This is a genomic window from Arthrobacter sp. QXT-31 (assembly GCF_001969265.1).
Taxonomy (GTDB): domain Bacteria; phylum Actinomycetota; class Actinomycetes; order Actinomycetales; family Micrococcaceae; genus Arthrobacter.
In genome coordinates this window covers 2,401,069-2,413,311 of the sequence record NZ_CP019304.1, presented here as the reverse complement: position 1 = coordinate 2,413,311, position 12,243 = coordinate 2,401,069, and the positions used below count along the sequence as shown (strand labels likewise).

Below are 12,243 nucleotides of genomic sequence, written 5' to 3'. Positions count from 1 at the left end.
GAGCACCATGCTTACCGCAGAAGACACCCAGGACAAGGAACGCCCCCTCCGCGAGGCTGTCCGGGACACGCTCCGCACCAGGATCTTCGAGGGGCATTACGTTCCCGGCACCCGGCTGGTGGAACGGGACCTCGCGGCCGAATTCAACGTCTCCCGCCTTCCCGTCCGGGAAGCGCTGAGGATGCTGCGCCAGGAAGGGCTCATCAGCGACCGCGGGGCACGGGGTGCCGAAGTCAGCACCCTCAGCGCCAAGGATGTCGAGGACCTCTTCGACGTCCGGCAGTCCCTGGAGGTGCTGGCCTGCCGGCTCGCCGCCACCCGTGCCACGACTGAGGACCTCGGGCACCTGAAAGGGCTGCTGGACGAGGCCGCCCGCTGCCTGGCCAAGGGCGCCGTCATTGAGGCACACCGTGCCAACAGCGAATTCCACGACGCGATCACCGGCATCGCCGACAACAACTTTCTCAAATCCGCGCTGGAACCACTGCAGGGGCGCATGCACTGGCTGTTCCGCCACGTGAGCGACCTGCCGGAACTGATCCAGGAACACCGGGACCTGTACGAGGCCATCGCCAGCGGCGACCCCGACCGCGCCGCCGCCCAGTCGGCCTCACACATCGGCAAGTACCGCGAACAGTTCCCCGAGGACTTCCAGAAAACGGAACCAGCCCTGCACCGGAAGAAAAAATGAAGCTTCTCGTCATCAACCCGAACATCAGCGAGGACGTCACCGCGCTGATCGAGTCCGAGGCCCGGCGCTCCGCGTCCCCCGGCACCAGCCTTGTGGTCCGCACCGCCGGCCACGGGGTGGAATACATCGAAACGCGCTTTGAGTCGCTCATCGCGGCGGGCGCCGTCGCCGAGATCATCGCCCAACACACCGCGGACCCTTCCCCGGAAGACCGGATCGACGGGATCGTGGTGGCCGCCTTCGGCGACCCGGGGATGCCCGCCCTGAAGGAACTTACAGATGTGCCGGTCATCGGCATCACCGAGGCCGCCCTCTGCGCCGCCGCACTGCAGGGGCAGCGCTTCTCCATCATTGCCATCTCCGACCGGATCCGCCCGTGGTACCGGGACTGTGTGGAGCACTTCGGCCTCCGCGGGCGGCTGGCCTCCATCCGCTCCATCAACGAAAGCCTGAACGGCATCGGCTCCGTGCAGCAGGATTTCAAGGAAACCCTCCTGGCACTCAGCCGCCAGGCGGTCAGCGAGGACGGGGCCGACGTCGTCATCCTCGCCGGCGCGCCCCTGGCGGGACTGGCCCGCGAACTCCGCGGCCAGATCCCGGTTCCCGTGGTGGACGGCATTTCCGCCGGCATCAAGATGGCCGAGGCCATCGTCGAACTCCAGTCCGGCCTGCACCGGGCCGGCGCCTTCGTCCCGCCGCCCGTCAAGGCCCGCAAGGGCCTGTCAGAACATCTCGACGCCGCCCTCACCGCCGCCCAGACGGCGGCAAACGCCGCGGCCCCCACCAACTAAACCCATCAGCTTCCCAGTCAGGAGGACAACGATGTCCCGCATCCCCGAACTCGTCATCGCCAACGGCACCGTGGTCAACAGCTTTGGCCGCCGGCAGGCCCACGTGGTGATGACCGGCGGCCGCATCAGCCAGCTCGTTGACGCCACAGAACCCGCACCCGAGGCGCTGCGCACCATCGATGCCGGCGGCCTGCTGGTGATCCCCGGCGGCGTGGACGGACACTGCCACGTGGCCCAGGTGACCGGCCGGTTCCGCACCCTGGACGATTACCGAACCACCTCAACCGCTGCCCTCTGGGGCGGCACCACCACGATCATCGACTTTGGCATCCCCCGCGACGCCCGCGAAACCCCGCTTGCGGCAGTGCTCAACAAGAAGGAACTGGCTCAAGAGTCCCGCTGCGACGTGGCGCTTCACGGCTCCGTCATCAGCTGGGACGAGACCGTGCCGTGGCAGCTCGAACAGCTCGCCGCCGAGGGCGTCCGCTCCGTGAAGATGTACACCACCAACCGCGGCACCACCATGGCCGACGGTGACACGATCCTGAAGGTAATGCGTGAAATGGTCCGGCTGGATGGGCTCACCTACATCCACGCCGAGCACGATCCCATCATCAGCGACTGCACCGCACAGCACGCCGACGACGGCCGGATCGGCATCGAGCACCTGCACAGGACCCGTCCCGAACTGGCCGAGGAAATCTCCGTGAAGGAAACCCTGGCCATGGCCGCGTACACCAAGGCTCCCGTGTACTTCGTCCACCAGTCCACGCCGGGGGCAGTGGACCTGGTCACCGAAGCGCGGTCCCTCGGCCAGGAGGCCTACTCGGAAACCTGCCCGCACTACCTCACGCTCGATGACACCGTCTACGGCTCGGCCTTCCCGGAGTGGTACGCCTGCTGCCCGCCCATGCGCAGCCCGGAAACCGTTGCCGCGCTCAAGGAGCGGCTCGCGGCCGGCGCCATCCACACCGTGTCCTCGGACCATTCCTGCTATGACCTGACGCAGAAGCGGGAACGCACCGATGACGTCCGCGCCATGCCGCACGGGCTGCCCGGCGTGGAGACCCGCATGCCCGTCACGTTCACGGCCATGGCTGATGCCGGCAGCACTGTCGAGGAGTTCGTGGAGGTCTTCTCCGCCGGCCCGGCGCGCATCAACGCCCTGCCGGGGAAGGGCGCCGTCGCCGAGGGCTTCGACGCGGACCTCGTGCTCTTCGATCCCGCCGAGCAGCGGACCGTGGACGGCGGCGCGCTGCACATGGGCACCGACTTCTCGCCGTTCGACGGCCGCACACTGGCGGGGTGGCCCGCCGTCGTGGTTTCCGCAGGCCGGGTGGTGCTGGACCGGGAGGGCTTCCATGATCCGGGGGCCGTGGGCCGCTTCGTGGCCCGGAACGGCTTCCGGGAACACCACGCCGCCATTGCTGATCTGTCCCCCGCCACCCTCTAGGAGCACGCCATGACCGCCGTCAAACGCAACACCCGGATCGGCATGATCGTGCCGTCCTCCAACACGTGCCTGGAGCCGCAGAGCTACCGGATCCTGGGCGACCGCACCGATGTCACCATCCATTTCACCCGGATCCCGGTCACCCGGATCGCGCTGGACGACTCATCGGACAGGCAGTTCGACCCGGCCGTCATGCGCGAGGCCACCCGGCTGCTGGCGACGGCGGACGTGGACGTAATCGCGTGGAACGGCACCTCCGGCTCGTGGCTGGGATCCGGGCATGACCGCGACCTGGTCCACGAGATCACCGACGCCACCGGCATTCCCGCCACGACGTCCACGCTGGCGTACCTGGAGGCGTTCCGCACGTTCGGCACGGAGCGGATCGGCCTGTTCACGCCGTACACGGAGGACGTCAACCACGCCATCATCGGCTCCTACGAGCGGGACGGCATCAAGACCGTGAGCCACCGCTGCCTGGGCCTGAGCGACAACGAGTCCTTCGGCCGGGTCACCGACGACGAGATGCGTCCGGGCTCCCTGGAGCTTGCGGCTGACGCCCCCGACGCGCTGATCTACCTCTGCACCAACCTGTACGGCGCCAACATCGCGGCGGAGATCGAAGCGGGCACGGGTGTTCCGGTGCTCGACTCCGTGGCCGTCACGCTCTGGCACTGCCTCAAACTCGCCGGGTCCCCCTTGCTCGCGCCAAAGTGGGGCCGGCTGCTCGCGGACTGACCCTGCGCTGCTGGCGGCTTGGGAGCCGCCAGCAGCGCACTACATCCGGACTTTCAGAGCCCCCGGGTCCACCCAGATGGTGAGGTGTTTGACGGTGCCTACGTGGTCGCCGTCAAGCTGGAACTCCTCCGCCTGTTCCAACGTCACTTCAACCTTCTTGCCCTGGAAATACTCTGCAGATTCCTTCTGGTTCTTCCGGCGGCCGAAGATGCCGGCCGCAACGCCGAGCCAGCCAAAGTGCCCCTTGGGGGCCAGGACCAGCAGGTCCAGCACGCCGTCGTCGATCTTGGCTTCCGGGAAAATCTCGATGCCGCCCATGATCCGGCCGCAGTTTCCGGCCATCACGCTGCGGATCCGCCGTTTGACCGGGTGCTTGCCTTCCACGCGGACCGTGGCCCTGACCGGCTTGCCGGGCAGTTTGCGGATCCCCGCTTCAACGTAGGCGAGCCAGCCCATCCGGTCCTTCAGGGCGTCGACAGTATCGGCCATGATCGCTGCGTCATAGCCGACGCCGGCCATCACCAGGAACACGTTCTCGCCGTCGGACCCGTCAAAGGTGGTCCTGGCGACGTCCACCGTCCGTTCGGTGCCGTTCAGGACGTCGTAGGCGGCGGAAATGGGGTCGGTGATGTCCACCCCCATGTTGCGGGCCAGCAGGTTGCCGGTCCCCAGCGGCACCAGCCCGATGGGTGTGTCCGTTCCGGCCAGCGCCTCTGCCACGCACCGGACGGTGCCGTCGCCGCCCGCGGCCATAACGACGTCGACCCCCGCCTCGAGTGCCTCCCTCGCCTGCCCGACGCCCGGGTCCTCCGGTGTGGTCTCCAGCCACATTGGCTCGGCCCAGCCCTGTGTTTCGCACAGCCGGTACAGCGAGGCTTTGAGGTCGGCGCCAACAGCCTTGGCGGGGTTGACCACCACGGCGGCCCGTGGCGGCGAGGAAGCGTTCTGGGCTGTCATGGCGTCCTTCAGCTGCGGCGGAGGGCCCGAAAGCCCTTGGAACTCACATCGTAGCCGCGTTCCCCGGTTCTGGGGACGAACCCGCCAATCCGGCCGCAAGTTCCTCATGCCCTCTGCCCGCAATAAGTGGCTCAGGGCGCGGCCTCCGGCCATTCGGCGCTCCGGCGGTCCAGGACCGAGGCAGCGGCCACGGCCAGAATGAAGGCGGAGACCAGGAACAGCGGAAGCCGGGGCTCCGGGCTCATGACCGCGCCGGCCGCCACCGTGCCTGCGGACCCGGCGGCGATCTTTAGGGCACCAACCCAGACGAAGACCTGCCCGCGGACGTGCGGCGGAGCAAACTCGCTGCGGGCGGCCAGTGTGGCGGCGAAGAAGTATGAGTTCAGAAGCCCGGCGACCGCATAGGCGGCAACGGCCGGCACAAAGGACACCGACAGTGCGGCCACGGCGAGCGCCGCGGCTACCAGCACAGCGAGCCGGGTGACCAGCCGGTCGGCATCACCGCGCAGCGGCCGGAGCATCACGGCCGCCGAGCCAGCCAGTCCGCCCAGCCCGTAAGCGGCCGTCAGGACACCGGCGGCGGCCGGCTGGACCTGGAACATGGCGGCGGAGGCGACGGCTGTGATGGGCAGCGCAGCGACTGAGAACGCCACCGTCACGGTCAGGTACAGCATTCTTCGGAGCCGGCCGGAGGAAACCATGATCCGGAGCGTCCGGAACGGGCCGGGAATGTCGGCTGACGCCGCGGCGGGAGGGGCGTAGGGCAGCAACCGCACGACGCCGGCCGCAACCAGTGTGGCCGCAGAAAGAATGAGTGCGGCCACAGTGGCGCCGGCCCATGCCGAGACAGCGGCCACGATGCTCGGACCGATGGTTCCGCCGATGCCGTAGGTGGCCACGTCCCAGCCCTGGGCGCGGCGCTGGCCGATCCGGTCCTGCCCGGCGATCGCAGGAAGCCGGCTGCTGATGCCCCCGGTCAACAGCGGCCCGACGAGCCCCGAAACCACCAGCAGGATGCCGGTGACCGGCCATGCCACCGGGTACAGCAGCACGGCAGCCGCCAAGGTGGCGCCATGGACGATGCACGCCCACGCGATCAGGACGCGTCCGTCGCGGCAGGAGTCCAGGCTCCGTGCCACCAGCGGGCCCAGCAAGTGGGGCCCGGTGATGCAGGCGCCGAGCAGGCCCGCGAGCCAACCCGGCCCGCCGGCTGTTGTGACCATGAGGACAATCGCTACGACCGCTCCGCCATCCGCTGTCCGCGCCACCGCCGCCGCCGCCACGTAGCGGGCCAGTCCGCCACCGGCCGGGGTCGGGCCCTGCTCTGTTTGTTGCCCCCGCGCATCCTGTCCTTGTTTTTCCGCCATGCTGCGATCCAAACTACCCATGCCGCACGTCCTCAGGAGCCGAGGCCCGAGAGGCGCAGGGCCTCCTCCACCTTGGAGCGGCCTCCGGCGTCGAGGCTTTGCAACGGCCGGGGCAGGCACGGCGCCTCGACCAGGCCGAGCACTTCGGCCATGGTGGCAGTGACGCGCAGGCTCCCGTAGGTGCGGAAGAGCGCCCATACGGGCTCCAGCGCGGCAGAGGCCTCAAGCGCGGGATCAGCCACAGCGGAATCGACAATGACTTTGGCCGTTTGCGGAAACAGGCCGGCGATGACGGAATACCAGACGTCGCACCCGGCGAGCATTGCCTCCGCTGCCGCCCAGTCTCCGCTGATGCCGAGTGTGACGCCGCCGGGAACCACCGCCCTGAGCCGGGCGATCCGGGCAGCAGCCTGGCCCGGTGCCGGGGGCGGGAACTTGATTGAGGCGATGCCGGGCAGTTCGGCGATGCGGCCGTGGAGTTCATCGGTGAAGGTGAACCCCGTGGTGGCCGGATTGTCGTAGACGGCCACCGGCAGATCGGACGCGGACGAGACCTCGCAATAGAGACGGTAGACCTCTTCTTCGGTCAGCCGCTGATACGACACCGGCGCCAGCAACAGGCCCGAGGCGCCGGCAGCCTGGGCATCTTCGACGCACGCAAGCACGTCACGGGTCCGCATGGCGCCGACGCCGGCCACCACCGGAATCCCCTGGGCAGCCTCAACGGCTGCCTCCACAACCTTGCGGCGTTCCTCGCGAAGCAGGTAGGTGTAGATGCCCGTCGACCCCAGCACGCCGATGGAATCCACCCCGGCGTCTGCGCAGCGCGAGACGAGACGCGCAAAGGCGGCTTCGTCGACGATCTCTCCGACCAGCGGAGTGAGGGGAAATGCATAAAGGCCGGTAAACACGGACTGGTCCTCTTTTTCAGTTCAGCGTTGGTTCAGCCTTCATGCTCACAGCCGGATTGGTCCTAGCATAGATCCAAGAATCGATAACTTAGGAGGACCAAGATCGAAGCTGAACTGCCGCTGGTTCTCGACCAGCAGAGCCGCGTTCCGCTTGCCGCCCAACTGGTCGCCCGGCTGCGGGAGGCCATCCTGGAAGGAACCCTCAGGCCGGAGCACTCGCTTCCGGCGTCGCGGCGCCTTGCCGCCGGACTGGGTGTCTCCCGTGGGGTGGTGGTCCGCGCCTACGAGCAACTGGCCGGCGAGGGGTACCTGGAAAGCCGCGGCTCCGGGGGCACCCGCGTGGCGGTCCGTTCGGACGGCCGGGGCATGGTCCCGGAAAGCCTGCAAGCAGGATCCGGCACGGAACAGACTGCTGCCATCGACCTCACGCCGGGGCGACCGTCGGGCACCCCCTTCCAGGACCGCGACTGGCGGGCCGCCTGGCGGCAGGCCGTTGCCGAGCCGGTGGAGGTTGAGCTACCGGATGCCCTGGGCACTCCGGCCCTTCGCACGGCCGTGGCCGATCACCTCGCCGCGTCCCGCGGACTTACGGTAAGTGCCGACGACATCATCATCACAGCGGGCACCAGTGACGCCCTGCATCTGGCGGTCGCAACACTCCGTGCCCAGGCGGACCGGCCCCGCGTTCTGATGGAGGACCCGGGCTATCCCACGGCCCGGCGGGTGCTTTCCGCGGCCGGCGCCGCAGTGGAAACCCTGCCGGTTGCCGTCGACGGGCCGCAGGCGGCACAGCTTGCGTCCGTTGATCCCCGCCCTGACGCCATCCTGGTGACACCCAGCCACCAGTACCCCTTAGGCGGCCGGATGCCGGTGCAGGAACGGCTGGCGCTGCTGGCGTGGGCTGAGGCCAACGGGGCGCTCATCCTCGAGGACGACTACGACAGTGAATTCCGGCACCGGCGGATGCCCCTGCCCGCCCTCGCCTCGTTGCCGTCCTCGGCTGAAGTCGTCCTGGTGGGCACCTTCTCAAAGTCGCTGAGCCCCTGGCTACGGTGCGGCTACCTGGTGGTGCGCGGCACCTCCGGGCAGCGCCTAAAAAACACCCGGCGTGACCTCGGGTCACCCGTTCCCGGGGTACTGCAGTCGGCCTTGGCCAACTACATCACCGGCGGCGGCCTCGCGCGCCACATCGCCCGGGCACGGCGCCAGTACTCCCATCGCCGCGCACTCCTGCTCGACCGGCTCGGAGGACGGGAAGACCTGCAATTGGCAGCCCTCGACGGCGGCCTGCACGCGGTCATCCGGCTCCAGCCGGACATTCCTGCCGCGCGTCTGGCCGAGGAAGCACTGGCACTCGGGGTCCGGGTCGTTCCGCTTGGAAGCTACTTTTTCGGACGGACGCCGGAAAACGGCCTGGTCATCGGGTACGGCGCCCCGACCGACCTGCAGCTGGCCGCCGCACTGGACGTCATCACCGGCATCCTCGACCGAATGGCGGAGAGCGCCGCTTAACGCGGCCGCCGGCCGCCCGGCCTGGCAAAACGGCCCGGGGCACTTGCCGCCGGGAGCACGTGCTGAAAGTGTCAGTGCCCCGTGGCGACGAAGAAGGCCAGGGTGAGCATGAGCAGGGCGACACCGCCGTCGAGGATGCGCCACGAAGCGGGCCGCGCGAAGAAGCTGCTGAGGCCGCGCGCCCCGTAGCCGATCAGCGGAAACCACAGTGCGCTGCCCGTGGCAGCGCCCGCGCCGAAGAGCCATTTGCCGGGATCGCCGTGTGTGTTGGCCAGTGAGCCCAGCAGTACGAGCGTGTCGAGGTACACGTGCGGGTTGAGCCAGGTGATGGCGGCGGCGGTAAGCACCGCCGACCAGACAGTCCCCTTGCCTGGAGCATCTGCAGCCTTCAGCGCCCCGGGCCGCAGGGCCCGCCGGGCAGCGAAGACCGCATAGGAAAGAAGGAACGCGACGCCGAGCCAGCGCACCACAGTGAGCAGGACCGGGGCGCTCTGGATGAGCGCACCAATCCCGCCGACGCCGGCAAAGATCAGGACAGCATCGCTCACGAGACACATGAGGACGACGGGCAGCACGCCTTCACGCTTGAGGCCCTGCCGCAGGACGAACGCGTTCTGGGCTCCGATGGCGACGATGAGGCTGAGGCCGGCGCCGAAACCGGTCAGGAAGGGGATCATGCCTTCGACGGTACGGCTCGAGAATCTTAAACACAATTCATTTTTTCTGCAGTTCCATTAGAATCTCTTCATGGAACTCGATCAGCTCAGGGCCTTGGCCGCCGTGGTCGACCACGAAACCTTCGATGCCGCGGCAAGCGAACTTCGCCTCACGCCCTCAGCGGTGAGCCAGCGCATCAAAGCCCTGGAACGCTCGGTGGGAAGCGTCCTGGTGCGCCGCCTCAAGCCGGTCCGGCCAACGCCGGCCGGCGAGCAGCTCCTCCGCTCGGCCCGCCAGCTCCTGCTCCTCGCCGACGAGGCGGTCCTTGCCCTCCGCGGTTCCGCGCCTGCGGAGGCGGACGGTGGCGGACTGCCCGGTGCCGGACGGCTGCGGGTTCCGGTCGTGGCCAATGCCGACTCGATCGCAACGTGGCTGCCGGCCGCTTACCGGGAGATTGCGCTTGGCGGGCGGGTGGCCCTTGAGCTGCTTCGCGACGATGAGCATGCCACGGCCGATCTCCTGCGGTCCGGGGACGCCGTCGCAGCGATTACCGCGGATCCCCGGCCGGTGCAGGGATGCACTATCCGCCCGCTGGGCATCATGGTGTACCGGGCGAAGGCATCACGTGAGTTTGTGGCCCGCTGGTTTCCCGACGGACCCACACCGGAGGCCCTCGCCGCGGCCCCGGTCATGCAGTACGACCGGAAGGACACCCACCAGCTCGCCGTCCTCGCGCGCGTCGCCCCGGACGCCACGCCCCCGCAGCACTTCATTCCCGATTCGGTCCAGTACGTCGAATCGGTGCACGCGGGCCTGGGATGGGGCATGGTGCCCGACCAGCAGGACCCGGAGAACGAACTCGTGGAGCTTGACCCTTCGTGGAGCGAGGACCTCCGGCTCTACTGGCAGGTGTGGACGCTGGACTCGCCGGGCCTCACAGAGGTGACGGGCGCCGTCGTTCGCGCCGCACAGGCGCTGCCGCCGCACGGCGGCTAGTTGTATTGACCTGAGAGGTTGGTGACGCGGCTGACCGGTGTCTGACCTTTGAGGGCGGTGTGGGCTCGGTGGTGATTGTAGGCATGGAGCCAGTCGGGGAAAGCGGCGACACGCTCGGCCTCTGAGCGGTACGGGCGGATGTAGGCCCATTCCTCGAGCATGGTCCGGTTGAAGCGTTCGACCTTGCCGTTGGTTTGTGGCCGGTAGGGGCGGGTGCGTTTGTGCTTGATGTCCGGGCCCAGGGCTTCAGCGAAAGCGCGGGACCGGTAGCAGTTCCCGTTATCGGTCAGGACGCGCTGGACGGTGATTCCGTGGGCGTTGAACCAGGCATTGGCCCGGGACCAGAAGGCTGCTGCTGTTTCCTTTTTCTCGTCGGTGAGGATCTCGCTGTAGGCAAGACGTGAGTGGTCATCGACGGCGTTGTGGAGGTAGTGATAGCCGGGCCGGCGGTTGGCCGTGGTGCCGGTCTTGTTCTTCCACCCGGCGGTCCTGCCCAGGACCCGGTGTCCGCCGCCATTGGGGATACGGCCGAGCTTTTTGATGTCGACGTGGACCAGGTCCCCGGGCTTGTCGTGTTCGTAGCGGCGGATCACCCTGCCGGTGCCGCGATCGAGCCAGGCCAGTTTCGCGAGCCGGTAGCGGGACAGCACACGATGGACGGTGGAGGGGTGGATGCCCAGCAGATAACCGATCCTGGCAGGGCCCCACCGGCGGTTCACACGGAGGGCGATGATCCGCCGCTCGGTACGCGTGGCAGTCCGCCGAGGCGAAGAGTGCGGGCGGCTGGAGCGGTCCTCCATTGCTTCCGGTCCATGCTCGCGGTAGCGCTCAGCCCAGCGCGCAGCGGTCGGGACCGAGACCTGGAACCGTTCCGCGGCCCGGCGCAGACTCCAACATTGGTCAACGACACACTGCGCGAGCTGCAGCCGGCCACGGGGCGTCAGAAGAGCGTTAGGGTGGGACATGAAGACCTCCGTGCGTGGAATTGGACTCTAGACAAGCCCCACTCCACCCGGAGGTCTTCTTCATGTCACCGAACCACGCCGAGCGTCACTAACGTCCGTGGTCAATACAGCTAGTTAGCCCCGTCAGCCAGCCTGACCGCACCGCCCGGCCGCCCGTCAGAGCCTGCGGCGACGACCGTTAAACGCAGCAGCGGCGGATGCCAAAGCATCCGCCGCTGCCGTATCCGGTTGCCGCCCGGCCGGGCGGACATCCGCGCTGTTAGGCGTTCACCCGCACGTAGGTGGAGCCGGTGAGCCAGGAGGCCGGGTGCACGATGGTTTCGTTGACACCGTTCATGCCGCTGCTGATTGCCTGGCCGTCGCCGATGTAGACGCCGACGTGGCCACCACTGATCATCAGGTCGCCGGGCTGCGGGGAGGAGACCGGAGTGCCGTACTGGTAGAACTGCGTGGGCGCGAGGTCACCGACGGACTTGCCGATGGAACGGAGCGCCTGCTCCACCAGGATGGTGCAGTCCTGGGTGGCACCGAGCTGCGACTGGGCGGAAGCCACGATCGCTGCGCCCACACCGCTGGCCGTCTGGGGCGCGGCCGCCGGCGTTATGGATGCGGAGGCGGTGTAGATGCCCATGCCGGAGGGCTCGGTTGCCGCAGGTGCGGGAGCCGCCGGGGCAGGAGCCTCAGGGACAGCAGGGGCCACGGGAACCTCGGGCACGGCAGGTGCTGCAGCAGCGCCCGGTCCCGGGATCAGGATCTGGTCACCGGGGTAAATGATTGATGCCAGAGACAGGCCGTTCTCCGCGAGGAGTGCATCCAGGCTGACCCCGTGGCGTGCCGCGATGTCACCGAGGGTGTCGCCGGCCACCACGGTGTGGGATGCGCCGGCAACAGCAGAACCGCCGGTTGCCGGGGCGGGGGCTGCAGGCGTGGCGGGCGCAGCCAGCGCCTGGCCGGCAGCGGACTGGACCGCACCGGCGGCACCTGTGGCGGCTTGCGTAGCGGCAGTACCAGACGCGTCGGGCGCGTAGGCACCAGCGTGGGCGGGCGCGCCGGCACCGAACAGGAGACCGGAAGCGACGGCGGCTGCGGCGGCGGGCTTGGCAACCGTCGCGGCGTTGGACTTGAGGGAATACGACAGCCCCTGCAGAGCGATGGACGTCGTGGGGGTGGCGCGATGGCGCGCGAATGACTTACGTGACATGGTG

12 protein-coding genes are annotated in these 12,243 nt (G+C 68.5%); 6 read left to right on the top strand and 6 right to left on the bottom strand.

Features of this window, described 5'->3' with window-relative positions; translation table 11 throughout:
• Positions 1 to 7: 7 nt before the first annotated feature.
• Genes BWQ92_RS10930 through BWQ92_RS10915 form a run of 4 tightly spaced genes read left to right on the top strand, consistent with a single transcriptional unit; the run spans position 8 to position 3,673 of the window.
• Positions 8 to 691: a GntR family transcriptional regulator gene (locus BWQ92_RS10930; protein ID WP_076799534.1), complete on the top strand. Its 684-nt coding sequence runs from the start codon at positions 8 to 10 to the stop codon at positions 689 to 691.
• Positions 688 to 1,482, top strand: a complete 795-nt coding sequence (locus BWQ92_RS10925) for an aspartate/glutamate racemase family protein (RefSeq protein ID WP_076799533.1) — start codon at positions 688 to 690, stop codon at positions 1,480 to 1,482. Before BWQ92_RS10930 ends, BWQ92_RS10925 begins: the two co-directional genes overlap by 4 nt.
• Positions 1,483 to 1,513: 31 nt before the next feature.
• Positions 1,514 to 2,935: an amidohydrolase family protein gene (locus BWQ92_RS10920; RefSeq protein ID WP_076799532.1), complete on the top strand. Its 1,422-nt coding sequence runs from the start codon at positions 1,514 to 1,516 to the stop codon at positions 2,933 to 2,935.
• 9 nt (positions 2,936 to 2,944) lie between these two features.
• Entirely contained in the window at positions 2,945 to 3,673 is a 729-nt protein-coding gene (locus BWQ92_RS10915; RefSeq protein WP_076799531.1) for a maleate cis-trans isomerase family protein, read from the top strand.
• 39 nt (positions 3,674 to 3,712) lie between these two features.
• Here the strand turns inward: BWQ92_RS10915 and BWQ92_RS10910 are convergent, their stop codons facing one another.
• From BWQ92_RS10910 to BWQ92_RS10900, 3 genes are all read right to left on the bottom strand, one after another.
• Complete coding sequence (locus tag BWQ92_RS10910; RefSeq protein WP_076799530.1) at positions 3,713 to 4,630, bottom strand: diacylglycerol/lipid kinase family protein; 918 nt, start codon at positions 4,628 to 4,630, stop codon at positions 3,713 to 3,715.
• A gap of 131 nt (positions 4,631 to 4,761) precedes the next feature.
• Entirely contained in the window at positions 4,762 to 5,997 is a 1,236-nt protein-coding gene (locus BWQ92_RS10905) for an MFS transporter (RefSeq protein WP_236783175.1), read from the bottom strand.
• Positions 5,998 to 6,029: 32 nt separating this feature from the next.
• Positions 6,030 to 6,908 (bottom strand): dihydrodipicolinate synthase family protein, encoded by an 879-nt coding sequence (locus BWQ92_RS10900; RefSeq protein WP_076799528.1) that lies wholly within the window; start codon positions 6,906 to 6,908, stop codon positions 6,030 to 6,032.
• A 102-nt stretch (positions 6,909 to 7,010) separates the two neighbouring features.
• Between BWQ92_RS10900 and pdxR the strand changes: the two genes are divergently transcribed.
• Positions 7,011 to 8,420 (top strand): MocR-like pyridoxine biosynthesis transcription factor PdxR, encoded by a 1,410-nt coding sequence (gene pdxR / locus BWQ92_RS10895; protein WP_172804356.1) that lies wholly within the window; start codon positions 7,011 to 7,013, stop codon positions 8,418 to 8,420.
• Between the two features lie 71 nt (positions 8,421 to 8,491).
• On the opposite strand, the gene BWQ92_RS10890 is transcribed toward pdxR, so the two are convergent.
• The gene (locus BWQ92_RS10890) at positions 8,492 to 9,097 is read right to left on the bottom strand and encodes a LysE/ArgO family amino acid transporter (RefSeq protein WP_076799526.1); all 606 of its coding nucleotides are present in this window, start codon (positions 9,095 to 9,097) and stop codon (positions 8,492 to 8,494) included.
• A gap of 70 nt (positions 9,098 to 9,167) precedes the next feature.
• Here BWQ92_RS10890 and BWQ92_RS10885 point away from each other — a divergent pair, with 70 nt between their 5' ends.
• On the top strand, positions 9,168 to 10,073 hold the full coding sequence (locus BWQ92_RS10885) for an ArgP/LysG family DNA-binding transcriptional regulator (RefSeq protein WP_076799525.1): 906 nt from the start codon (positions 9,168 to 9,170) through the stop codon (positions 10,071 to 10,073).
• Here the strand turns inward: BWQ92_RS10885 and BWQ92_RS10880 are convergent.
• On the bottom strand, positions 10,070 to 11,038 hold the full coding sequence (locus tag BWQ92_RS10880) for an IS481 family transposase (protein ID WP_076799524.1): 969 nt from the start codon (positions 11,036 to 11,038) through the stop codon (positions 10,070 to 10,072). The genes BWQ92_RS10885 and BWQ92_RS10880 overlap by 4 nt on opposite strands.
• A gap of 259 nt (positions 11,039 to 11,297) precedes the next feature.
• Positions 11,298 to 12,239: a LysM peptidoglycan-binding domain-containing protein gene (locus tag BWQ92_RS10875; protein WP_076799523.1), complete on the bottom strand. Its 942-nt coding sequence runs from the start codon at positions 12,237 to 12,239 to the stop codon at positions 11,298 to 11,300.
• Positions 12,240 to 12,243 lie beyond the last annotated feature (4 nt).